General features: G+C 67.5%; 19 protein-coding genes. 4 read left to right on the top strand and 15 right to left on the bottom strand.

Annotated features, from left to right (window positions below; genetic code table 11):
* Positions 1 to 46: 46 nt before the first annotated feature.
* The 10 genes from ACIP5T_RS00435 to ACIP5T_RS00390 form a co-directional block, all read right to left on the bottom strand.
* A complete protein-coding gene (locus ACIP5T_RS00435; protein WP_400859701.1) occupies positions 47 to 1,123 on the bottom strand; it encodes a UDP-N-acetylglucosamine--N-acetylmuramyl-(pentapeptide) pyrophosphoryl-undecaprenol N-acetylglucosamine transferase in 1,077 nt (358 codons plus the stop codon).
* Positions 1,120 to 2,358, bottom strand: a complete 1,239-nt coding sequence (ftsW, locus tag ACIP5T_RS00430) for a putative lipid II flippase FtsW (RefSeq protein ID WP_400859699.1) — start codon at positions 2,356 to 2,358, stop codon at positions 1,120 to 1,122. The genes ACIP5T_RS00435 and ftsW overlap by 4 nt, the downstream gene beginning before the upstream one ends.
* Positions 2,327 to 3,865, bottom strand: coding sequence for a UDP-N-acetylmuramoyl-L-alanine--D-glutamate ligase (gene murD / locus ACIP5T_RS00425; protein WP_400859697.1), 1,539 nt, complete (start codon positions 3,863 to 3,865; stop codon positions 2,327 to 2,329). The genes ftsW and murD overlap by 32 nt, the downstream gene beginning before the upstream one ends.
* Positions 3,855 to 4,967 (bottom strand): phospho-N-acetylmuramoyl-pentapeptide-transferase, encoded by a 1,113-nt coding sequence (gene mraY / locus ACIP5T_RS00420; RefSeq protein WP_400859696.1) that lies wholly within the window; start codon positions 4,965 to 4,967, stop codon positions 3,855 to 3,857. The genes murD and mraY overlap by 11 nt, the downstream gene beginning before the upstream one ends.
* On the bottom strand, positions 4,964 to 6,376 hold the full coding sequence (gene murF, locus ACIP5T_RS00415) for a UDP-N-acetylmuramoyl-tripeptide--D-alanyl-D-alanine ligase (RefSeq protein WP_400859694.1): 1,413 nt from the start codon (positions 6,374 to 6,376) through the stop codon (positions 4,964 to 4,966). Before murF ends, mraY begins: the two co-directional genes overlap by 4 nt.
* A gap of 28 nt (positions 6,377 to 6,404) precedes the next feature.
* Positions 6,405 to 8,186: a peptidoglycan D,D-transpeptidase FtsI family protein gene (locus ACIP5T_RS00410; RefSeq protein ID WP_400859692.1), complete on the bottom strand. Its 1,782-nt coding sequence runs from the start codon at positions 8,184 to 8,186 to the stop codon at positions 6,405 to 6,407.
* A 39-nt stretch (positions 8,187 to 8,225) separates the two neighbouring features.
* The gene (locus ACIP5T_RS00405) at positions 8,226 to 8,801 is read right to left on the bottom strand and encodes a hypothetical protein (RefSeq protein ID WP_400859690.1); all 576 of its coding nucleotides are present in this window, start codon (positions 8,799 to 8,801) and stop codon (positions 8,226 to 8,228) included.
* Positions 8,798 to 9,736 carry a 16S rRNA (cytosine(1402)-N(4))-methyltransferase RsmH gene (gene rsmH, locus ACIP5T_RS00400; RefSeq protein WP_400859688.1) on the bottom strand — a complete coding sequence of 313 codons (939 nt, stop codon included), beginning with the start codon at positions 9,734 to 9,736 and terminating at the stop codon, positions 8,798 to 8,800. Before rsmH ends, ACIP5T_RS00405 begins: the two co-directional genes overlap by 4 nt.
* A 117-nt stretch (positions 9,737 to 9,853) precedes the next feature.
* Positions 9,854 to 10,285: a division/cell wall cluster transcriptional repressor MraZ gene (gene mraZ, locus ACIP5T_RS00395; RefSeq protein WP_311259213.1), complete on the bottom strand. Its 432-nt coding sequence runs from the start codon at positions 10,283 to 10,285 to the stop codon at positions 9,854 to 9,856.
* A gap of 289 nt (positions 10,286 to 10,574) precedes the next feature.
* Positions 10,575 to 10,946, bottom strand: a complete 372-nt coding sequence (locus ACIP5T_RS00390; protein ID WP_042538457.1) for a DUF3040 domain-containing protein — start codon at positions 10,944 to 10,946, stop codon at positions 10,575 to 10,577.
* A gap of 86 nt (positions 10,947 to 11,032) precedes the next feature.
* On the opposite strand from ACIP5T_RS00390, the gene ACIP5T_RS00385 reads away from it, so the two are divergent.
* Positions 11,033 to 12,133: a polyprenyl synthetase family protein gene (locus ACIP5T_RS00385; protein WP_400859686.1), complete on the top strand. Its 1,101-nt coding sequence runs from the start codon at positions 11,033 to 11,035 to the stop codon at positions 12,131 to 12,133.
* Positions 12,134 to 12,167: 34 nt separating this feature from the next.
* Here the strand turns inward: ACIP5T_RS00385 and ACIP5T_RS00380 are convergent, their stop codons facing one another.
* On the bottom strand, positions 12,168 to 12,512 hold the full coding sequence (locus ACIP5T_RS00380; protein WP_400859684.1) for an Rv2175c family DNA-binding protein: 345 nt from the start codon (positions 12,510 to 12,512) through the stop codon (positions 12,168 to 12,170).
* A 204-nt stretch (positions 12,513 to 12,716) separates the two neighbouring features.
* Between ACIP5T_RS00380 and ACIP5T_RS00375 the strand changes: the two genes are divergently transcribed.
* Positions 12,717 to 13,907, top strand: coding sequence for a LysM peptidoglycan-binding domain-containing protein (locus ACIP5T_RS00375; protein ID WP_400859683.1), 1,191 nt, complete (start codon positions 12,717 to 12,719; stop codon positions 13,905 to 13,907).
* Positions 13,908 to 13,986: 79 nt separating this feature from the next.
* The gene (pknB, locus tag ACIP5T_RS00370; protein ID WP_400859681.1) at positions 13,987 to 15,933 is read left to right on the top strand and encodes a Stk1 family PASTA domain-containing Ser/Thr kinase; all 1,947 of its coding nucleotides are present in this window, start codon (positions 13,987 to 13,989) and stop codon (positions 15,931 to 15,933) included.
* 120 nt (positions 15,934 to 16,053) lie between these two features.
* Here the strand turns inward: pknB and ACIP5T_RS00365 are convergent, their stop codons facing one another.
* Both ACIP5T_RS00365 and ACIP5T_RS00360 read right to left on the bottom strand, forming a co-directional pair.
* Positions 16,054 to 17,394 carry a class II 3-deoxy-7-phosphoheptulonate synthase gene (locus ACIP5T_RS00365; RefSeq protein WP_042538465.1) on the bottom strand — a complete coding sequence of 447 codons (1,341 nt, stop codon included), beginning with the start codon at positions 17,392 to 17,394 and terminating at the stop codon, positions 16,054 to 16,056.
* A gap of 38 nt (positions 17,395 to 17,432) precedes the next feature.
* On the bottom strand, positions 17,433 to 18,131 hold the full coding sequence (locus ACIP5T_RS00360; RefSeq protein ID WP_400859680.1) for a lysophospholipid acyltransferase family protein: 699 nt from the start codon (positions 18,129 to 18,131) through the stop codon (positions 17,433 to 17,435).
* 151 nt (positions 18,132 to 18,282) lie between these two features.
* On the opposite strand from ACIP5T_RS00360, the gene ACIP5T_RS00355 reads away from it, so the two are divergent.
* Entirely contained in the window at positions 18,283 to 20,115 is a 1,833-nt protein-coding gene (locus ACIP5T_RS00355) for an AMP-dependent synthetase/ligase (RefSeq protein WP_400859678.1), read from the top strand.
* A 61-nt stretch (positions 20,116 to 20,176) separates the two neighbouring features.
* On the opposite strand, the gene def is transcribed toward ACIP5T_RS00355, so the two are convergent.
* Both def and ACIP5T_RS00345 read right to left on the bottom strand, forming a co-directional pair.
* Positions 20,177 to 20,668 (bottom strand): peptide deformylase, encoded by a 492-nt coding sequence (gene def / locus ACIP5T_RS00350; RefSeq protein WP_400859676.1) that lies wholly within the window; start codon positions 20,666 to 20,668, stop codon positions 20,177 to 20,179.
* Positions 20,668 to 22,659, bottom strand: a complete 1,992-nt coding sequence (locus ACIP5T_RS00345) for a MinD/ParA family protein (RefSeq protein WP_400859674.1) — start codon at positions 22,657 to 22,659, stop codon at positions 20,668 to 20,670. Before ACIP5T_RS00345 ends, def begins: the two co-directional genes overlap by 1 nt.
* Positions 22,660 to 22,678 lie beyond the last annotated feature (19 nt).

The raw sequence follows: 22,678 nt of genomic DNA, 5'->3' as shown, positions 1-22,678 counted from the left end.
TCGGTGTTGACATTGAGGTGGTCGCGGAGCCGTGTCTGCGTCGACGTCAGGAGGCCTTGAGCGCGCGATCCACCAGGGCGATGAGATTCTCCGTGCCGCTGCGGGTGCCGACCTGCACGGCGGCCGCCTGCATGGTTTCGAGCTGCTGCTGATCCTTCATCACCGGGATCACCAGGCGACGCACCGCATCGCCGTCGAAGGTGGCATCGTCGAGGAGACGCGCGGCGCCGGCGGCGACGGCGGACGCCGCGTTCAGTCGCTGCTCGCCGTTGCCCACCGAATACGGCACGTACAACGCGGGGATCCCCAGCGCGCTGATCTCGCTCACTGTGGCGGCGCCCGATCGCGAGACGATGAGGTCGGCGAGGGCGAACGCGAGATCCATCCGGTCGACATAACGACGCATCGCGTACCCGGGCACCTCGGGGTCAGCGAGATCGCTTCGCTCACCCGTGACATGCAGCAGCTGCCACCCGGCCGCCAGGATGTCACCCCAGGAGTCGGCGATGGCCTCGTTCAGCCGCTGAGCGCCGAGCGAGCCGCCGAACACCAGAAGGACGGGGCGCGCGGGGTCGAGCCCGAAGCTGGCGGCGGCTTCATCGCGCACGGCCGCACGGTCGAGCTCGATGACCTCTCGTCGCAGCGGCATGCCCACCACCTCGCCGCCTCGCAGTGGCGTTCCGGCGAAGGCGACGCCCGTGGCCGCAGCTCGACGCGCGCCGAGCACGTTCGCCAGGCCCGGCTTCGCGTTGGCCTCGTGCACGACGAACGGCACGCGCTCACGGCCTGCTGCGACGTAGGCCGGTGCGGAGGCGTAGCCGCCGAAGCCCACGACGACATCGACGTCGTGGGCGCGGATGTGATCGCGCACCTGCGCGACGGCGCGGCGGAACTTCGCCGGGAAGAGCGCGGCCTGCCGATCGGGCCGCCGCGGGAAGGGCACCTTGTCGACGACGAGCAGCTCATATCCGCGCGCGGGGACCAGACGGGACTCGAGCCCCTCGGCCGTGCCGAGCACCAGCACGGTCGCATCCGCGTCGCGGGCGCGCAGCGCATCGGCGACGGCGAGCAGGGGGTTGACGTGACCGGCGGTTCCACCGCCGGCGAGAAGGTACGTGGTCACCGTGTGACCTTACCCCGCCCTGCTGAAGCGGCCCGTCCAGCCGAACGTCCCTCGGCGACGGGAACGGTGCGGGCGAACGACAGCAGCACTCCGCAGGCGATGAGAACAGCCAGAAGCGCAGTGCCGCCCTGTGACATGAAGGGCAGCGGAACACCCATGACGGGGAACAGCCCGATCACGACGCCGATGTTGAAGACGGCCTGCCCGGTGATCCACACGGTGATGCCACCGGCCGCGACGCGGATGAACGGGTCTGCGGTCTTGCGGATGATGTGGAAGGCGCCGACGGTGAAGAGCGTGAACAGTGCCAGCACGACGATGCAGCCGATCAGCCCGAGCTCTTCACCGACGATCGCGAAGATGAAGTCGTTGCCGGCGGCGGGAAGCCAGCCGTATTTCTCCTGCGAGTTGCCCAGCCCCACGCCGAAGATGCCGCCCGACGCCATGCCCCAGATCCCATGGATCGACTGGTAGCAGTCGCCTGTGTACGCCGACATGTCGGAGCACGTCGCCGTGATGCGGCGCATGCGGTCAGGGCTGGTGACGGCCAGGGCGATGACGGCGACGACGCCGAGCAGCACGGGCAGGATGAACAGCCGGAGCTTCACCCCCGAGAAGAAGAGGCACCCGAGCAGGATGATGACCAGCACCATCGCGGTGCCCAGGTCCTTGCCCGCGATGACCGTCCCGATCGCGAGTGCTCCGACAGGCACGACCGGGATGAAGACCTGGTGCCAGGTGCCGAGCATCGTCTGCTTGCGCAGCAGGACGTAGCCGATCCACAGCGCGAGGGCGAGCTTGAGGAACTCCGACGGCTGCAGGGTGAACCCGGCGATCATGATCCAGTTGCGGTTTCCGCCGTCCTCGATACCGAGCGGCGTGAAGACGAGGAGCTGCAGAGCGATGGATCCGAACAGCGCCGGCCATGCCATGCGCTTGAGGAACGCGATCGGAAGGCGAGAGATCAGGAACATCAGCGGCACGCCGAGCACGGCGAAGATCCCCTGCCGCAGAGCGCCGTCCATCGGGTTCTCACCCTTGGACACGGCGGTCGCGCTCGTCGCCGAGAGCACCATCACGAGACCGAAGATCGTCAGCATCAGCGCGGCCGATGCGATCATCAGGAATTCGGTCGAGACGGGGGTGAAACGACGCCCGAGCGACACCCGCGCGGCGAGGCCCCCTGAGGCGGTGCTGCCGGGTTCAGAGCGGTGGGGGCGTTCGACCTGCGTCATCGGCGCTCCCCCGGTCTATCCAGTCCCGCACCGCTTCGGCGAAGCGGTGTCCGCGATCCGCGTAGCTGGAGAACTGATCGAAGGAGGCCGCTGCGGGGGCCAGCAGGACTGTGCCCTCGTCGTCGACGATCCCCGCGGCGATCTCCACCACGCGATTCATGACCTGACCAGTCTCGCCAGCATCCACCTCGAACACCGGCACCTGCGGCGCGTGTCGCTCGAATGCCGCGACGACCGCCGTGCGCTCGACTCCGATGATCACGGCCGCACGAGCGGTCGTGCCGACCGTCGCGACCAGATCGCCGATGTCGACGCCCTTGAGATCGCCGCCGACGACCCAGATCGCACCGGGATAGGCGCGGAGTGATGAGGCGGCTGCGTGAGGGTTCGTCGCCTTGGAGTCATCCACCCAGGTGATGCCGGCGTGTCGGGCGACCACCTGGATCCGATGCTCGTCGAGCCGGAACGACTGCAGTGCCGCGTGGATGGCCTCGGGCTCGACTCCCAGCGAGCGGGCGAGTGCACTCGCCGCCAGGATGTTCTGCACGATGTGCGGCGCCGCGAGACCGGCTTCCCGGAGGTCGGCGACGGTCGTGAGCTCGAGGGCGCTGCCGGCCCGGTCGTCGAGGAACGCGCGATCGACGAGCAGCCCCTCCACGACACCGATGTCGCTCGGACCGGGGATGCCGAGATCGAAACCGATCGCGCGCGCCCCCTCGACGACCTCGGCCTCCTCGACCATGATCCTGGTCGCTTCGTCGGCCTTGTTGTAGACGCAGGCGACACGGGTGTTGCGGTAGACGAGAGCTTTGGCGTCACGGTACGCCTGCGCGCTCCCGTGCCACACCAGGTGGTCGTCCGCGAGGTTGAGGCACACCGAGGCGTGCGGGTACAGCTCGCCTTCGGCCTGGGAGAGCCCGAGGTACCAGAGCTGATGGCTCGAGAGTTCGACGACGAGAACATCGAATCCCGCCGGGTCGCGCACCGCATCGAGCACCGGCACTCCGATGTTGCCGCAGGGCGCTGCGCGCAGACCCCCTTCGACCAGCAATGAGGCGGTCAGCTGCGTCGTGGTCGTCTTGCCGTTGGTGCCCGTGATGAGCACCCAGTCGGCAGGTGTGCCATCGGGGCGCGGCGTCTTGTCACGCACGCGCCAGGCGAGCTCGATGTCGCCCCATAGCGCGATGCCGGATTCCTGAGCCCAGCGGATGACGGTGTGCGAGGGAGCGAAACCCGGAGACGCGATGACGACCTCCGGCGCGAAATCGGTCAGGACCTCGGGGACCCGATCGAGAGGACCGAGTTCGAGCCGGGCGCCGATCACCGGCAGGAGCTTGGCGTACTCCTCCTCGGCCGATTCGGCCAGGACCAGCACGTCCGCGCCGAGTTCGGTGAGCGTGTCCGCCGCCGAGAAGCCGGTCATGGAGAGCCCGAGAACGGCCACTCGCAGATCCGACCAGTCGGAGTTCCAGCTCGTGAGCGTCGCGAGCCTCGTCTCAGTCGACACGCGTCAGCCACTCCACGTAGAACAGACCGACCGCCGAGATGGCGAGGAGTCCGGCGATGATCCACATGCGGACCACGATCGTCACCTCGGACCACCCTCGCATCTCGAGATGGTGGTGGAAGGGGCTCATCAGGAACAGTCGCTTGCCGCGGGTGATCTTGAAGTAGGCGCGCTGCAGGATCACAGACCCCGAGGCGAGGACGAAGACGCCGGCGATCACGAAGAGCAGCAGTTCGGTGCGTGTGAGGATCGCCATCGCAGTGATGACGCCGCCGATCGCCATGGAGCCGACATCGCCCATGAAGACCTTCGCCTTGGGCGCGTTCCACCAGAGGAAACCGATCAGGCTCGCGGCGAACGAGGCGGCGATTATCGCCAGGCTGAACGGGTCGCGGACCTCGTAGCATCCGCCCAGTGCCGCCGTCTCGACGCCTTCACCGACGCACGACTGCTTGAACTGCCAGAAGGCGATCAGGCTGTACGCACCGACGACGATGACCCCCGCGCCGGCCGCGAGACCGTCGAGTCCGTCCGTCAGATTGACGCTGTTCGACGTCGCCACTCCGATGACGGAGATCCACAGCAGATACAGCGCCCACCCGAGGATCGCGGTGAAGGCGAAGAGGTTCAACCAGGGGATGTCGCGGAAGAGCGAGATCGAACCGGATGCCGGGGTCTGATCGAACGCGTTCGGGAAGTTCAGGGCGACGATCCCGAACGGGATGATCACGATGAGCTGACCGATGATCTTGCGCCAGCCCGAGAGCCCGAGACTGCGCTGGCTGCGCACCTTCATGTAGTCGTCGATGAACCCGACGGCTCCGAAGCCCACCATCAGCCAGATGACGAGGAGCGCGGACAGCGCAGGGGTGCCCCCGCCGACGTAAGTGCCGGTGAAGTAGCCGACCATGGTGCCGACGATGAAGATCACACCGCCCATGGTGGGCGTTCCGCGCTTCGCCTCGTGGTTCGGGTTCTCGATCGCCTCGGGCGTGCGGATGACCTGGCCCCAGCCCCACTTCCGGAAGAGCCGGAGGAAGACGGGAGTCAGAAAGAGTGTGAAGGCGAGCGAGATGGCAGCCGCCATGATGAGAGATCTCACGAGAACAATTCTCCCAGACGATCGCCGAGGTGCCGGAGGCCTACGGAATTGGAGGATTTCACGAGCACGCGGTCGCCGTCTCGGAGTTCGGTGCGCAGGTAGTCGAACGCTGCGTCCTGGTCGGGGAAGAAGATGGCCTCGCTGTCCCACGAGCCTTCGCCGATGGCAGAGATGTAGAGCCTGCGGGCCTCAGGGCCCACGACGACGATCCGCTGGATGTTCAGCCGCACGGCGAGCAGTCCGATCCGGTCGTGCTCCTCACCGGCGGTCTCGCCGAGCTCGCTCATGGCGCCGAGCACCGCGACGGTCCGCTCACCCGGGCCGGTGATCTGAGCGAGAGTCCGCAGCGCCGCCGACATCGAGTCGGGGCTGGCGTTGTAGGCGTCGTTGATGATGCGCACCCGGTCGCTGCCCATCGGCTGCATGCGCCAGCGCTCCGCGATCTCGACCGTCTCGAGACGCGCGATGGCGTCGGACGCCGACACGCCCAGGACCCCCGCGGCGGCGATGGCCGCCAGCGCATTGCCGATGTGGTGCGCCCCGAGCACCTGCAGACGAAGGGGCAGGCTCTCCCCCGCCGTCTCGATCACGCACGAGGTGCCGGACGCGGTGACCTCGAGGTCGTGGGCCTGCACGTCTGCCGCGGCGCCCTGCCCGAAGCTGACGACCCGCATGCCCCGCGACTGCGCGAGCTCGGCCATGGCCGCGACACGGGAGTCGTCGACGTTCAGCACGGCTGTTCCTGTCGACCTCGCAGCGGCCACGAGCTCGGACTTCGCCTTGGCCGTCGCCTCGATGCCGCCGAACCCGCCGGCGTGGGCCATGCCGACCATCAGCACGACCGCGACGTCGGGCTCGACGAGTCCGGCGAGGCGGGCGATGCTCCCTGGCGCATCCGCCCCGAACTCGCTGACCAGGAACCTCGTGTCGTACGTGACCCGCAGCATGGTGACCGGTGCGCCGACCTCGTTGTTGTACGAGTTGATGGGCGCGACGGTATCGCCCTCGTCGGCGAGGATGCGGGCGAGGAAGTTCTTCGTCGTCGTCTTGCCGTTCGATCCGGTGATCCCGACGATCTTGAGGTCGCCCGCAGCTCGCACGCGTGCCACGACCTCGCGGGCGAGGTCGGCGAGGGCGACGATGACGTCGGGAACGACGATCTGCGTGATCTCGTCGTCGACCACGTGCTCGACGATCGCGAGGGCGGCACCGGCGGCCAGAGCCGAGCCGACGAACCGATGGCCGTCCGTCTCGGCTCCCGGCTTCGCGACGAAGACGGATCCGGGCACCATGTTGCGCGAGTCTGTGTCGACGACGCCGTCGACGACGGTGTCGGCGGTGGAAGAACCGGCGAGGCGGAGATCACCCCCGATGACGGCGGCGATCTCAGCAAGCGACAGGGCGATCATGACGTCTCCAGGCGCGGCGGGGCGCCGTCTATTCGAACTTGGGAAGCAGTGCGTCCATCGGGCTGGAGGACGGCATCACGCGGTAGGTCTTCATGGTCTGGGTCATCGCCTTCTGGAAGGCCGAGGCGGTAGCAGCAGACGATGTAACTCTAGTCGGCTCGTCGAGAGTCACCACCACGACGTACTGAGGATCGTCGACGGGAGCGAAGCCCACCATGCTCGTGTAGTAGACGCCCGACTTGTATCCGCCGTTGCCATCCGGGATCTGCGCGGTACCGGTCTTGCTGGTCACCCGGTAGCCGGGAACCTGGATGCGGTCGGCGTTGCCGCCCTGGACCGCGACGTTCTCGAGCATCCGCGTGAGGTCGGCCGCGGTCTCGGGCTTGACGATCTGCTCCGACTCCGGCGCCTCGGGCGTGACGACGGTGCCGTCAGGTGCCGTGCAGGACTCGACCAGCGAGAGGCCGATCTTCTCGCCCCCGTTCGCGATGGCCTGGTAGGCGCCGGCGAGCTGGGGAGCGGTGACCGTGAAGTACTGGCCGAACGTGGTGGTGTACAGCGACTGGTTGTCCCATTCGCTCGTGGGGTGGATCTCCCCGGACGTCTCGTTGGGGAAGCCGATCGTCGTGTCGCCCACTCCGAAGCGCTCGAGGTAGTCGTGCCGGATGTCAGGACTCACCATGGTGCCGAACTTCGACAGCGCGACGTTCGAGGAGTCGATGAGTGCGCCGGCGAGGGTGTACTGGAAGGTCGGGTGGACGAACGCGTCGTTGATGACGGCGCCGTTGTCGAACTTCTCATGCGACGACGCTGACACGGTCGGACTCGTCATGGTCACGCCGGCGTTCTCCATGATTGCCGCGGCGGTCACCGCCTTGAACGTCGACCCCGGCTCGAACGGATAGGTGAAGAGCTTGCTCGTCCAGGTCTCGGGCGACGATGCGTCGAGATCGTTGGGGTCCATCGTCGGCCATTCCGCCGCGGCGCGGATCTTGCCGGTGCCGACCTCGACGACCGTGACGGTGCCGCCCTTGGCACCCTGGGCCTGCGCCTCCTCGGCGATCATCTGCTGCATGTACCACTGCAGATCGCTGTTGACGGTCAGCTGCACGGTGCCGCCGTCGACCGCATCCACTCTGCTCTCGCTGCCGGGGATGACGACGCTGTTCTTGCCGGTGCGGTAGGACTCCTCGCCGTCGGTGGGAGCGAGGCACTTCTCGTCCATCTTCTCGATGCCGGTCTGCGCGGTGCCCGTTCCGTCGAGGTAACCGAGCAGGTTTCCTGCGACGGCCCCGTTCGGGTAGACCCTGACCTCGCGCGGCTTCATCTCGAGGTAGGACGACACCTTGAGTTCACGGAGTTCGATGTACTTCTCGGTGCTGAGGCCCTTGACCAGCGGGAGGTACTGCGAGTCGGGGTTCTCGGCGAGCTTGGCCGCGACCTCCGCCCGCAGCTCGTCTGCATCCAGGCCCATGATCTCGGCGATGCGGGTCGACGCCTCGGCCCACGGGAGCTTCGGAGGGTTCTTCTCGTCCTCCTCCAGCAGGCGGATGACCTGGGGGCTGAGCTGCGCGTCGTAGACCATGACGCTCTCGGCGAGCACCGATCCCTCGCTGTCCACGACCGATCCGCGCTCGCCCGGAATGGAGGTGCGATGCGCGATGAACTCGAGCGACTGGGCGACGTGCTCGTCTGCCTTGACCACCTGGATGTCGACGAGACGAACGACGAACGCCGCCAGGATCGCCAGGATGACCGCGAGCGCGACGACCGTGCGTCGCCGGGGCGTCCGGGTTGCTCGTGTCGTCATGGACTCTCTCCGTCAGGTCTCGGTGGTGGGCGGATTCGACTAGCGGGTGCTGGGGCTCGGAAGCCCGTCGGTGATCGCAGGCGGCAGCTCCTGCGCGGATTGACCCGCCGTTCCTTCAGGCACGGCGTCGTCTGCCGTCGAGGCGTTGACGGGCACATCGTTCAGCAGGGAGTTGCTCACGGCGCCGGCGCCGTTCGGATCGATCGTCGACGATCCTGTCGCGCCGGTGCCCTGACCGAAGACGGCGCCGTCGCTCAGTCGAAGATAGGACGGAGCCCCTGCCACGACCATGCCGAGGGATGCGGCGCTGGTGGCGAGCGACTGAGGCGAGCTCATCCCGGTGAGGTCCTCCTGCAGGGCGTTGGCGTGCAGGTCGAGCTCGTGCTGCTGCGCAGACAGACCTGCCAGTACGAAGGAGTCCTGCGTGATCGCCAGCGAGAGTCCGATCTGCACGGCTCCGATGATCATCGCCCCGGCCAATGCCGCGATCGCGTAGGCGAGCTTCGGCTTGCGGCGGACGGGGGTGCCCGTGACGGGCTCGAGACGCCGGCGCGGAGCACGCGCGGGCGCGTCGGGCAGTGCGCGGGGTTTCGGAGCTGCGACGTTCAGGCTCATGAGGTCTCCCGCACTTTCTCTGCGGCACGCAGTCTGACCGGAATGGCGCGGGGGTTGCGCGCACGCTCGTCGTCGTCGGCGAGCTCCGCTCCCTTGGTGATGATGCGGAATCGCGGCGCGTGCTCCGGCAGCTCGACGGGCAGGCCCCTCGGTGCGGTGGAAGCTGCACCTGCGGCGAAGGCCTGCTTCACGAGTCGATCCTCGAGGGACTGGTAGGACATGACCACGATGCGCCCGCCGACGGCGAGGGCGTCCATGGCCGACGGGATGGCGTCCGCCAGGACGTTGAGCTCGGCATTCACCTCGATGCGCAGAGCCTGGAAGACGCGCTTGGCCGGGTGTCCGGCACGCTGAGCCGCCGCAGGCGTGGCCGCTTGCAGTATCTCGACGAGTTCACCGGATCGCGTGATCGGCTTCTTCTCGCGCGCGGCGATGATGAACCGCGCATAGCGGCCGGCGAGCTTCTCCTCGCCGTAGCGCTCGAAGATGCGACGCAGGTTGCCCTCGTTGTAGGTCGCGATGACCTCGGCGGCCGTGACGCCCTTCGTCTGATCCATCCGCATGTCGAGCGGGGCGTCCTTGGAGTATGCGAAGCCGCGATCCGCCTCGTCGAGCTGCAGCGAGGAGACGCCGAGATCGAAGAGGATGCCGGCCGCGCCCTGGGCGTGCAGCCCGATCTCGTCGTAGACGGTGTGCACGAGCGTGATCCGGTCGGCGAAGCGGGCCAGCCGCTCCCCCGCGATGCGCAGGGCGTCGGTGTCGCGATCGAGTCCGACCAGGCGGATGTGGGGGAAACGTTCGAGCAGTGCCTCGGAGTGACCGCCCATGCCGAGGGTGGCATCGACGAGCACCGCTCCGTCGGCCTGAAGGGCGGGAGCGAGGAGCTCGACGCAGCGGTCGAGCAGAACGGGGGTGTGGATGTCGCGGAGGTTCATGATCTTTCTCGGGTGACCTCTGTATGTCGGTGACCAGGGCCCTGATCCCCCTCCGCTTCACGACCCGGCACCGGGGAAGTGTGTCGGGGCGGGAGCGGCGGGGCATCACAGCCGTGGTCAGAAGAGTCCCGGAATCACCTCCTGCTCGAGATCGGAGTAGGTCTCCTCGCCGGCTGCGAGGTAGCTGTTCCAGCTCTCGGCATCCCAGATCTCGGCGTGGGCGCCGACTCCGGTGACGATGAGTTCCTTCTGCAGGCCCGCGTACTGACGAAGGTGCACGGGGATGGTTATGCGGTTCTGGCTGTCTGGCATCTCCGCACTCGCACCGGAGAGGAACAGTCGCATGAAGTCACGCGCCTGCTTGTTGGCGAGCGGCGCCTGACGGATCCGCTCGTGCATCGCCTCGAACTCGGCCGTGCTGAAGACGTAGAGGCAGCGTTCCTGCCCTCGGGTGACGACGATGCCGCCACCGAGGTCTTCGCGGAACTTCGCGGGAAGGATGACCCGTCCCTTGTCGTCCAACTTCGGAGAATGCGTTCCCAGCAACATCAGCCATCACCCCCTCTCCGTCCGGCCAACTCGAGGTGCGCCCCACTTTACTCCACTTTCCTCCACAAACCTACGATCAATCCGCGCTCAGGCGGCAGGCAGGCGCCACGGCGTGCGAATGAACCGCATGATTACGCGGCTTCTCGGAGTGGAGGGCGGTGGAGCACGAGTGGAGGATCAACGCGGGATCAGCGGACCGCCATCAGCGCGCAGTCGTGCCGCGATTCAGTGTCCGGACACGACGAAGGCCCGGATGCTCAGAGCATCCGGGCCTTCGAGGAAGTGGTGGTCAGTTGCCGTCTTGGCGGCGATCCCATCGATCGTTCATGCGATCCATGAAGGAGGCCGAACTCCGCTGCTTGGGCGCTCGTTCACGAGGGACCGCGGAGAGCGGCTTGCGGACGGGGGTCACGGCGATCATGACACCACCGAGCATGGCGGCGAATCCGATGACGCCGACCACGACGCCCCAGACATCTCCGAGCACGACTCCGACGATGAGGCCGCCCACTCCGGCGAGGAGCAGAAGGGCTCCGTAGACCAGGTTGCGGTAGCTGAGAGCTCGATCGCCTGACGGCGCACTGACGACATCGGCGTCGTTGTGGAGGAGATGGCGTTCCATCTCGTCGAGCAGACGCTGCTCCTGTTCGGAGAGTGGCATTTCGTCCCCCTCGGGTATTCGTTCGTCCATTCTACGCGCGGTATGCCGCTGTGGGCTAGCAGCAAGGGCCTCCGTTGGCTTTACGTATGCTGGGAGTCGTGCCGTCCCCCTCATTCGTCTCCGACGCTGTCGCCGCACGCCTGCGGCTGTTCCTCGACCGGATGAGAGGCGAGTCGGCCGACTACGGCCCTGACGCCGAGGGCCTGATCGATTCGGCCGCCGACACGCTCGTGGGCGGCAAGCGACTGCGTGCCCGTTTCTGCCACGCGGGCTGGCAGGCCGTCGCTCGCGTCCGCGATCGCGACGCCGCGGAGTCCACCACCCTCTGGGACGTCTGCGCAGCGCTGGAGATCTTCCAGTCCGCGGCGCTCGTGCACGACGACCTGATCGACAACTCCGACACGCGACGCGGGCGGCCGGCCGCGCACCGCGCACTGGAGAGCGCTCATGTCGGAGCCGGTTGGCGCGGGGACCCGGCGGCGTTCGGCCGCTCATCGGCGATCCTCCTCGGCGATCTGCTGGTGGCCTGGAGCGACGACCTCCTCGAGGACGCGATCGAACCGCTCCCCCATGCCTCGGCGGTCCGCCGCCAATACGGACGCATGCGCAGAGACGTCACCGTGGGTCAGTTCCTCGACATCGCCGAGGAATCCGCATGGAGCGTCCACGCCACCGACTCGCACGTCGAGCGTGCCCTTCGTGTGGTCTCGCTCAAGTCCGCGCGATACAGCATCGAGCAGCCGCTGGTGCTCGGCGCCGCGATCGCCGATGGCGACGACGACCAGCTGCTGGCATTGCGCCGATTCGGCCATCCGGTCGGGATGGCGTTCCAGCTCCGCGATGACCTGCTCGGCGTCTACGGCGATGCCACGGTCACGGGCAAGCCGGCGGGCGACGACCTGCGCGAGGGCAAGCGCACGGTGCTCGTGGCCCTCACGAGGCAGACGCTCGACACGTCAGCTCGGAACCTGTTCGATGAGATGCTCGGCGACCCTGAGCTCACGAGCGAGCAGGTCGCGTTCCTGCAGGCGACGATCACGGCGTCCGGCGCTCTCGAGCGCGTGGAGCGAATGATCGACGAGTACGCACGAGAAGCCGATCGAGCGCTCTCCGGGGCGCGACTCGACAACGCGGCCGTCGGAGACCTGCGTGATCTCGCACGCGCGGCGACGGTGCGGTCAGCCTGAGATCGGTAGGACCGAGCAGTCGTGACCGCGTGGCTCAGGCGAGGGTTCGGGCGACCCGGCGGACAGCGCTCTTGTGTCCGGCGAGCAGCGCGTCGATCGGCGAGCGACCCAGTTCCTCGTCGGGGGCAAGGAGCCAGTCGATGACCTCGTCATCAGTGAAGCCCGCGTCCTGGAGGACGATGATGGTGCCGCGCAGCGAGGACAGCGGGTGGTCGTCGACGATGAACACCGACGGAACCGCGAACACGCCGGAACGACGCGAGCCGACGAGGTAGTGCTCGTCGATCAGTCGACGCACGCGGCCCAGCGTCTCATCGAGGACGTCCACGAGATCGGGCATGGTCAGCCACTCGGTGGCGGTGACGCCGGGGATGCTCACGGCGTTCTCCGACTGCGGAGTTTCGGAGGGATTGCTTTCAGACGACACAGACACAGTGCAACTATCTCACCTCTGAGTGCCGACCGCATGTCGGCCGGAGCGTGACCGAGTTTTCATTCGTCTCATCAGCAACACCAGTCACTTCTGTTGACTTCCGTTTACATACGTGTCAGCGTGGGCGGACGTCGAACAAGGGAGACCACCTTGACCACGCACACTGTCGCGCGACGAACGCGCTTCATCCAGCTCGGGGTGCCCGCCGCCGTGCTGGGCACGCTTTCGGGGGCGATCGCCGTCACCCCCGCCTCTGCGGACGCGGTCTCGGGGCCGGTCGAGCGACTCCAGTCGGCCCCCACGCGCATCGCGTCGGCCGAAGCTCCCCCCGCCGCCTACGTCGTGCAGCCTGGCGACACGATCACATCCATCGCCAACAGGTTCGGGCTGCGGACGGTCGACGTGCTCGCATGGAACGGACTGAGTTGGCGTTCCGTCATCTACCCGGGTCAGACCCTGTCGCTGACAGCGGGCGCCGCTCCGACGGCGCCGCCGGCGCAGGCCGCGACGGACTCGACCGCCACGCACACCGTCGCCGCGGGCGACACCGTGTTCAGCATCGCGCAGCGGCACGGCACCAGCGTCGACGCCGTGCTCGCGGCGAACGGCCTCACTCGGGCATCCGTCATCTACCCCGGTCAGCAGCTGCTGCTCTCCGGCGCTTCGGGTTCCGCTCCCTCGCCCGTGGCGGTGGCCGTCACCGCGCCCGCTCCCGTGGCAGCTGGCGGCCAGACGCACGCCGTGGCGGCAGGCGACACCCTGTTCGCGATCGCGAAGAAGTACGGCACGACCGTCGCTCAGCTCTACGCCATGAACGGCCTGGCGTCGGGAGCGATCATCTACCCTGGTCAGACCCTGACCGTCGCCGCAGCGCCGGTCGCCGCACCGGCACCCGCCGTGGTCGTCACCGCGCCACCGGCCCAGCTGTTCGCCACCCTCGACGCCGAGCAGGCGGGCAACGCCTCGACCATCATCCGTATCGGTCGCGATCTCGGTGTGCCCGACCGCGCCATCGCGATCGCACTCGCCACGGCGATGGTGGAATCCAGCCTGCGCAATCTCTCGTGGGGCGACCGCGATTCACTAGGTCTCTTCCAGCAGCGCCCCAGCATGGGCTGGGGATCTCCCGAGCAGGCGGTCGACGCCGACCGCAGCACGAGGGTCTTCTACGGCGGCGCTGCCGACCCGAACGGAAACGCGTCGCGGGGGCTTCTCGACATCTCCGGATGGGAGAGTCTGCGATTCGCGGATGCGGCACAGGCGGTGCAGATCTCGGCCTATCCCGAGCGATACGGCCAGTGGGAGACTCAGGCATTTCAGTGGCTCAGCGTCCACGGTTGACCGGCTTCCGGGCAAACCCGCAGGCGCAAGGGGCGAGCCGCTCCCCGGGCTTTCAGGCAGTTCTCCATAGAATCTTGACGTGACGACCAATCAGCAGGCCGACCCCCTCATCGGGCGGCTTGTCGACGGTCGGTACCGGGTGCGCGCCCGGATCGCGCGCGGAGGCATGGCGACCGTCTACGTCGCGACCGATCTGCGGCTCGAGCGACGCATCGCCCTGAAGGTCATGCACGCCCATCTGAGCGACGACTCCGCCTTCCAGAGCAGATTCATCCAGGAGGCACGCGCAGCGGCACGGCTGGCCGACCCGCACGTCGTCAATGTCTTCGACCAGGGCCAAGACGGCGAACTCGCCTATCTGGTGATGGAGTATCTGCCGGGCATCACGCTGCGCGAGCTCCTGCGCGAGCAGAAGCGGCTCACGATCCCGCAGACCATCACCATCATGGATGCCGTCCTCGCCGGGCTCTCGGCAGCGCACCGTGCGGGAATCGTCCATCGCGATGTGAAGCCGGAGAACGTCCTGCTGGCCGAAGACGGCCGCATCAAGATCGGCGACTTCGGTCTCGCCCGCGCGACGACCGCGAACACGGCCACCGGCCAGCAGCTGCTCGGCACCATCGCCTACCTCGCACCCGAGCTCGTCACCCGCGGAACGGCCGACGCCAGGAGCGACATCTACGCGCTCGGCATCATGCTCTACGAGATGCTCGTCGGCGAACAGCCCTATAAGGGCGAGCAGCCCATGCAGATCGCCTTCCAGCACGCCACCGAGTCGGTGCCGCGTCCGAGTGTGCGGAACCCCGGCGTGCCGGAGCAGCTCGACGAGCTCGTGCTCTGGGCGACGGAGAAGTCGCCCGACGAGCGCCCTGACGACGCCGGTCAGATGCTCGAGCGCCTGCGCGAGATCGAGCGCGGTCTGGGCATCGCCCCCGCCGTCGCCGCCGCGACAGCCTCCCAGCGCTCCCAAGCCGACTCCGCAGATCTCACCAAGGTCATGCCGAGCACGATGGTCATCGCCGATCCCACCGCCCCGGTGCAGGCCGCCGTCGACAACGCCACGCTGCTGCGGCGCCGGTCGTCGCGACGCCGCGCACGGGGAGCGTTCCTGCTGACGCTGGTGCTGCTCCTCGCGACGGTGGCCGGCGGTGTCGGGTGGTGGTTCGGATCCGGCCCAGGGTCCCTCGTCGCCGTGCCCGGAGTCGCCGGCCTGTCGTACGACGATGCCGCGGCGGCGTTGACCGCCGAGGGCTTCATGCCTGTGCGCGGCGAGGAGAGCTCCATCGATATCGCCAGCGGTGAGACGATCCGGACGGATCCCGAGGAGGGCGAGCGGCTCGACAAGGGCACCGAGATCACGGTCTTCGTCTCCTCCGGCCCCGCGTCGCACACGGCGGAGACCCTGAACGGCAAGACCGAGCAGGAGGCCCGCGACTACCTCGCGGACATCAAGGTCAACGTCACAGACACTCCCCTGCTGCTCTTCTCCGATGCCGAGGCGGGGCGGGTGATCAACGCCTTCGTGACACCTCGTGATGGCGGCGAGGTGTACGCGTGCGCCGAGGGCTGCGAGCTGCTCGAGGACGACACCGTCGAACTCTATGTCTCGGCCGGCACCTTCCCCGACGTCGCGGGAATGAGCGTGGATCAGGCGACGAGCACTCTCCGCGACAAGGGTGTCGAGGTCAACCCGGACTCGCAGTTCGTCTTCAGCGGTTCTGTCGCGAAGGACCTCGTCATCGGTGTCACCGACCGTGCCGAGGAGGGGAATCGACGCCCCGGCGACACCGTCCAGCTGATCGTCTCCAAGGGACCCGAGCTGTTCCCGGTGCCGGATGTCGAGGGGATGAGTCGGGACGAAGCTGCCCAGACGATCCGCGATGCGGGTTTCGAACCGACCTGGAACGGGATCTGGAACGCGTTCCCCAATGACTTCACCGAGGTCACCGGGTCAGATCCGGGAGCAGGCTCCCAGCGCGCGAAGGGCACGGAGATCACTCTGCAGATCAAGAGCAGCGCGTTCTAGGGCGACACCCGTCGAGGCCCCTCTGGTCCACTCGACCAGCCCCGTCCCGCATCCTGCTGCTTGACAGAAAGACAGCCCCCTCCGTGCGCGGAGGGGGCTGTCTTCTCGTGAGGCTCGCGGTCAGCGCTTCTCGAGCTCTTCCGCGACGAGGAAGGCCAGCTCGAGCGACTGCATGTGGTTGAGGCGAGGGTCGCACAGGCTCTCGTAGCGAGTCGCCAGGGCGGCCTCGTCGATGTGCTCCGAACCGCCGAGGCATTCGGTGACGTCATCGCCGGTGAGCTCGACGTGGATTCCGCCCGGGAACGTGCCCACGGCGCGGTGCGCCTCGAAGAATCCGCGGACCTCGTCGACGACGTCGTCGAAACGACGCGTCTTGTATCCGGTGGGGGTCGTGATCCCGTTGCCGTGCATCGGGTCAGTGACCCACAGCGGCTGCGCGCCCGAATCGCGGACGGCTTCGAGCAGCGGCGGCAGCGCGTCACGGATCTTGCCCGCACCCATGCGCGTGATGAACGTCAGACGTCCCGGCTCACGGTTCGGATCGAGCTTGTCGATCAGGGCGAGCGCGGTCTCGGGGGTCGTGGTCGGACCGAGCTTGACACCGATGGGGTTGCGAATCTTCGAGAAGTAGTCGACGTGCGCCCCGTCGAGCTCGCGGGTGCGCTCACCGATCCACAGGAAGTGCGCCGAGGTGTTGAACGGCGTGTCCGTGCGGGAGTCGATGCGGGTCATCGGACGCTCGTAGTCCATCAGCAGGCCCTCGTGGCCCGTGAAGAACTCGACGCGGGTGAGCTCGTCGAAGTCGGCGCCGGCCGCCTCCATGAACTTGATGGCGCGATCGATCTCGGCAGCCATCCGCTCGTAGCGCTGGTTGGCCGGGTTCTGCGCGAAGCCCTTGTTCCACGAGTGCACCTCGCGCAGGTCGGCGAACCCACCCTGGGTGAACGCACGGATCAGGTTCAGCGTCGATGCGGCAGTGTGGTAGCCCTGAAGCAGACGACCCGGATCGGCTCGCCGAGACGCCTCGGTGAAGTCGTAGCCGTTCACGATGTCGCCACGGTATGCGGGAAGCGTCACGTCGCCGCGGGTCTCGGTGTCGCTCGACCGCGGCTTGGCGAACTGGCCCGCCATGCGACCCATCTTCACGATGGGCATCGAAGCGCCATACGTCAGCACGACCGCCATCTGCAGGACGGTCTTGATGCGGTTGCGGATCTGATCGGCGGTGGCGCCCGCGAACGTCTCTGCGCAGTCGCCGCCCTGAAGGAGGAACGCCTTGCCGGACGCTGCGCGCGCGAGACGATCGCGGAGGTTGTCTACCTCACCTGCGAACACCAGGGGCGGAAGCGTCGAGATCTGCGCGGAGACCTCGGAGACACGCTCGGCGTCGAGCCACTGGGGCTGCTGCTTGATCGGGAGCGAACGCCACGCATCAAGCGCGTCGATGTGGTGCTGGAGCATGGTGTCCAGCCTAGTGCTCGCGGCGAAGTCGGGATGCCTCAGGAGCGCTGTGTGACGCGGGCCGGAAGCCTGTCCTTCACGCTCGACGCGTACACGTCGTCGTACTGCTGCTCGCCCAGTCTCTGAAGGGCGACCATGATCTCGTCCGTGACGGACCGCAGGATGTAACGGTCGTTCTCCATGCCCGCATACCGGGAGAAGTCGAGGGGCTCGCCGATGACGATCCCGACCCTCACCACGCGCGGCAGCCGCTGCCCGATCGGCATCGCAGTGTCGGTGTCCACCATGATCACCGGAACCACGGGGACCTTCGCCTCCATGGCCATCCGCGCGATCCCGGTGCGGCCCCGATAGAGCCTCCCGTCAGGGCTTCGCGTGCCCTCAGGGTAGATGCCGAGCAGGTCTCCTCTGCCGAGCACCTGCAGGCCGGTGTTCAGAGAGGCTTCCGAGGCCTTGCCGCCGGAACGGTCGATCGGGATCTGCCCTGTGGCCTTCATGAAGAACTTGGTGGCCCAGCCCTTGATCCCGCGCCCGGTGAAGTAGTCGCTCTTCGCAAGGAACGACATGGGGCGGTCGATCATCAGCGGAAGGAAGATCGAGTCGGCGAACGACAGGTGGTTGCTGGCGAGGATCGCGGCGCCGTTGGCCGGAATGTTCGCGCGCCCGACCACCCATGGTCGGAATATTGCTTTGACCACAGGGCCGATCGCCACGTACTTCATCAGCCAGTAGAACATCGAGGTGAAGTCTAGCGCCGTGGTCGGCATCCGCCAGCGCCATGTGTCGACGACGCGTGATTGGCGACTGAGTTCCACCTGACATGCGACCGAGTCCCATGCTCTAGACTCGTGTGCAACCCAGTGCCCGACCGGTACCGAAGGAGCTGCCGTGGTCCAGTTTGAAGTCCCCGCCGTCGTCCCCGCCGATCCAGAGGGGAACGTCGCAGACCTCCTGGCGAAGCGCGTCAAGGCGACGCCGGATCGCCCCCTGTTCTCCGTGCCCGAAGGTGAGGGCTGGCGTGACATCACCGCAGCCGACTTCGAGACTGCCGTGATCGCACTGGCCAAGGGCTTCGTCGCCGCCGGCATCCAGCCGGGTGAGAAGGTGGGCTTCCTCGCCCGCACCACCTATGACTGGACGCTGGTCGACTTCGCCCTGTTCTATGCGGGCGCCGTGATGGTGCCGATCTATGAGACCAGCTCGCCCTCTCAGATCCAGTGGATCCTCGAGGACTCCGGCGCCATCGCACTCGTGCTCGAGTCGCCCGAGCACTTCGCACGCCTCGATGAGGTGCGCGGCGACCTCCCGCTGCTCCGCGAAGTCTGGCAGTTGCACCTCGGCGCGATCGACTCGCTGACCGCACAGGGTGCATCGGTGCCTGACTCGGAGATCGAGCGCCTGCGCAGCATCGCTGTCGGCTCCGACATCGCCACGCTCATCTACACCTCAGGCTCGACCGGTCGTCCGAAGGGCTGCGTGCTCACGCACAGCAACTTCGTCGAGCTCTGCCGCAATTCGGCCAAGGCGCTGGACGCCGTCGTGCAGACTCCCGGCGCGTCGACGCTCCTGTTCATCACCACAGCGCATGTCTTCGCTCGATTCATCTCGATCCTGAACATCCACGCGGGTGTCCGCACAGGGCACCAGCCCGACACGCGACAGCTGCTGCCGGCGCTCGGCTCGTTCAAGCCGACCTTCCTGCTCGCCGTTCCCCGCGTGTTCGAGAAGGTCTACAACTCCGCGGAGCAGAAGGCCGAAGCCGGCGGCAAGGGCAAGATCTTCCGCGCCGCCGCAGACGTGGCGATCCAGCATTCGAAGCTGCTCGAAGAGGGGAAGAGCATCCCGTTCGGCACCCGCCTCAAGTTCGCGCTGTTCAACAAGCTCGTCTACAGCAAGCTGCGCGAGGCGATGGGCGGCAACGTCGTTTACGCCGTGTCTGGCTCGGCTCCCCTCGGTGCGCGACTCGGCCACTTCTTCCACAGCCTCGGCGTCGTGATCCTCGAGGGCTACGGCCTGACCGAGACGACCGCTCCCGCGACGGTGAACCTCGCAGACAAGTCGAAGATCGGCACCGTCGGCCCGGCGCTCCCCGGAGTGGGCGTGCGGCTCGCTGACGACGGCGAGATCGAGGTCCGAGGCATCAACGTGTTCAAGGAGTACTGGAACAACCCCACAGCCACCGCCGACGCGTTCAGCGAGGGCGGCTGGTTCCGCACCGGCGACATCGGCAGTTTCGACTCCGAGGGCTTCCTCACCATCACCGGTCGCAAGAAGGAGATCCTCGTGACGGCGGGCGGCAAGAACGTCGCACCCGCCGCCCTCGAGGACCCGATCCGCGCGAATCCGATCATCGGACAGGTCGTGGTCGTCGGAGACCAGCGCCCGTTCATCTCCGCCCTCATCACCCTCGACCCCGAGATGCTGCCGACCTGGCTCGCCAACGCCGGGCTCCCGAAGGAGATGTCGCTCGCCGAGGCCTCGAAGAACGACGCGGTCCGAGCCGAGATCCAGAGGGCTGTGGATGCCGCGAACGCCCGGGTGTCCCGCGCAGAGTCCATCCGCAAGTTCACGGTGCTCGACAGCGAGTGGACCGAGGCGTCCGGTCATCTCACCCCGAAGATGTCGATCAAGCGCAACGTGATCATGAGCGACTTCGCCGACGAGATCGCCGCCATCTACGACGAGCCCGTCACCACGACCAACGTCGCCATCGGCGGCTGAGGCCCGCGAGAGATGAGAAAGGCCCCGCCTCGGCGGGGCCTTTCTCATATCCACCCGGAATTCAGAACCAGGCGCTCTCTCGGACCTCGCGCATCGCACGCTTGCGCGTCTCGGCATCGAGTCTCGTGAGGTAGAGCTTGCCGTCGAGATGATCGGTCTCATGCTGAAGCGCCTGCGCCATCAGGCCGCTTCCTTCCAGCACCACCGGATCGCCGTCGAGGTCGATGCCCTCGACTCTCGCCCAGGGGTGGCGCAGTGCGTCGTGCCATAGCCCGGGAACGGACAGGCAGCCCTCCCCCGTCGGCACGGGCTCACCACGGACCTCGGTCAGGACGGGGTTGAGCACATAGCCGATGTCCCCGTCGATGTTGTAGCTGAAAGCGCGGAGCGCGACACCGATCTGCGGGGCGGCGACGCCAGCACGCCCCGGCAGCTCGACGGTGTCGAGCAGATCGGCGACGAGCGCGCGAATGCCCTCGTCGACGGCATCGATCGGGGCGCAGACGGTGCGAAGGACGGGGTCTCCGAAGACTCGGATCTCACGCACCGCCATCAGGCGACCTTCGCTCGCAGGCCCTCGACGAGCAGCGCGGCGAGCTCGCGCGCCGCCACTCGAGTCTCAGGCTGCAGGTTGGCGAACACGATGGTCCCGCCCCCGGCGATCTGCGCGTCGTACGGCATCCGCACCACGTGCTTCGCCCTCGTGCGGAAGTGCGCCTCGAGCTCGTTCAGACGCACGAGGGGGGCGCCGGGGGTCGACTGGTTCAGCACGACGACGGCCTCCCGCGCCTGCTCCGCGTATCCGTTGCTCTCGAGCCAGGTCAGCGTCTCGGACGCCAGGCGCGCCTCGTCGACACTCAGCCCGGAGACGATCACGATCTGATCGGCGAGATCGAGTGTGGCCGACATCACGGAATGCACGATGCCCGTGCCGGTGTCCGTGAGGACGAGCGAGTAGTAGTGCGCGGCGACACCGGCCACGTCCCGGTAGTCGCTGTCGCTGAACGCCTCTGCGATCCGCGGATCGGAATCCGAGGCGAGCACATCGAGGCGGGTGGCGTCTCGTGCGACGATCGCGGAGATGTCGTGATATCCCCTGACCTCGTCATGGATCCGCACGAGATCCCGGACGGACTTGTTGTGGTTCGGGCGCACCACGCGTTCGGCGAGGGTGCCGCGATCGGGGTTGGCATCGACCGCGATCACGCGATCGTCACGGGCGTCGGCGAGGGCCATGCCGAGCAGAGCGGTGATCGTCGTCTTGCCGACTCCGCCCTTGCGCGACAGCACGGGCACGAAGCGCGCCCCTCCGACGATCGGCGCGGCGATCCTGGCGCTCAGCGCCTTGCGCTCGCGCGCGCGTCGTCCGTCTCCGATGTTGATCCGACGTCCCGAGATCGCATAGAGGAAGTGGCTCCAGGCGCCCTCGGGCTCGGGCTTGGTCATGCGGTGCGGATCGAGCAGGCGGTCCGCAGTGAGCAGGTCGGCGCTCTCACGAGAGGAGTCGCCCAGATCGTCCAGACGCTTCGCGGAGAGTTGCACATCGCCGCGGCCGGATCTGGACGTCGGGGTCGTAGCCCGCTGGGGCTTGTCAGCATTCATGGCGGAGCTCTCCTTCTTGGCGAGTGATGATGCCGCCGACGATCTGCGCGAGCTGGGAACAGCGTCGACATCGGCTTTCGCCCTCGCGATGAAGGCCGCGGCCGCGGCGGCCTCCGCTGCGACGGCGTCAACAGGAGCAGCATCCGACTGAGTCGAAGCTGTGCCGACCGCTGTCAGCGGTGCAGTCTTCGGAGCGCGTTCGCGGGTGCGCGCAGGCGTGGGAGCGGGCGCCGCTACGGGCTCCGGCTCCGGTTCCGCCTCAGGCTCCGGTTCCGCCTCGGGCTCCGGTTCCGTCTCGGGCTCCGGTTCCGTCTCGGGCTCGGGCTCGGGCTCGGGCTCGGGCTCGGGCTCCGGCTCCGGCTCCGGCTCCGGCTCCGGCTCCGGCTCCGGCTCCGGCGATCCTTCCAGCTCTGTCGCGGGCTCGGAATCCAGCTCCGACTCAGGCACCGCAGGGGGCTCAGGATCGGTCTCAGGCTCTTGCTCCGGCACCAGTTCCGGCTGCACCTCGGGCTCGGGTTCGACCTCGGGCTCGGGTTCGACGTCAGGCTCGGGTTCGACCTCGGGCTCGGGTTCGACCTCGGGCTCGGGTTCCTGCTCTGCAGACGCCTCGGACTCGAGTTCGATCGTGTCGGTCGGATCGTCCACCGCCGCAGGCTCCGGTGGCAGCTCGATGATCATAGGAGCCGCACCGAGCGGTGCAGGTGAGATCTCTGCAGCGGCCTTCGCTGCGGCGACCGGCTCATCGATGATCAGGTCGGCGACGACTTCGCCCTCGACGACGCCATCGTCCTCCAGGTCGTCGTCATCGTCCTTCGGGAGGACGACGCTCACTTGCGCCGTATTGCCGAGTATGCCGATGGCCGAGGTGTCCAACGACGTAGCGTCGTCGAGCACCCCTCTGGACTCGTCGTCCGGGTTGTCTGCCACGTTCTTCGGGGTCACTGTGTCGCTCCAAGCTTGT

The organism is Microbacterium sp. NPDC088619, assembly GCF_044752825.1.
Classification (GTDB): domain Bacteria; phylum Actinomycetota; class Actinomycetes; order Actinomycetales; family Microbacteriaceae; genus Microbacterium.
Note: the sequence above shows the minus strand (reverse complement) of the source record. Positions and strands in the feature narration are given on the sequence as shown.